Genomic DNA, 204 nt, shown 5'->3' on the forward strand with positions numbered 1-204 from the left:
AGGCTCGAGTGAGGGCGTCCCTGATTGTAGAAGGCCAGATACTTGGCAATTGACGCTCGCGCCTCGGACACGCTGTCGTAGGCGCGGAGATATACTTCTTCGTATTTGACCGTGCGCCAGAGCCGCTCGACAAACACGTTGTCGCGCCAGGCGCCCTTGCCGTCCATGCTGATGGCGATCTTCGCGTCCAGCAGCACATCGGTG

The 204-nt window shown here is 60.3% G+C and carries 1 protein-coding gene; it reads right to left on the reverse strand.

Annotated elements, in window-relative coordinates:
- Nucleotides 1–204 (reverse strand): integrase core domain-containing protein (locus tag QJT78_RS53060; RefSeq protein ID WP_281461038.1); only part of this gene is annotated, 204 nt, incomplete at both ends.

It is taken from the genome of Bradyrhizobium sp. Mp27 (assembly GCF_029953005.1).
GTDB classification, from domain to species: Bacteria; Pseudomonadota; Alphaproteobacteria; order Rhizobiales; family Xanthobacteraceae; genus Bradyrhizobium; species Bradyrhizobium barranii.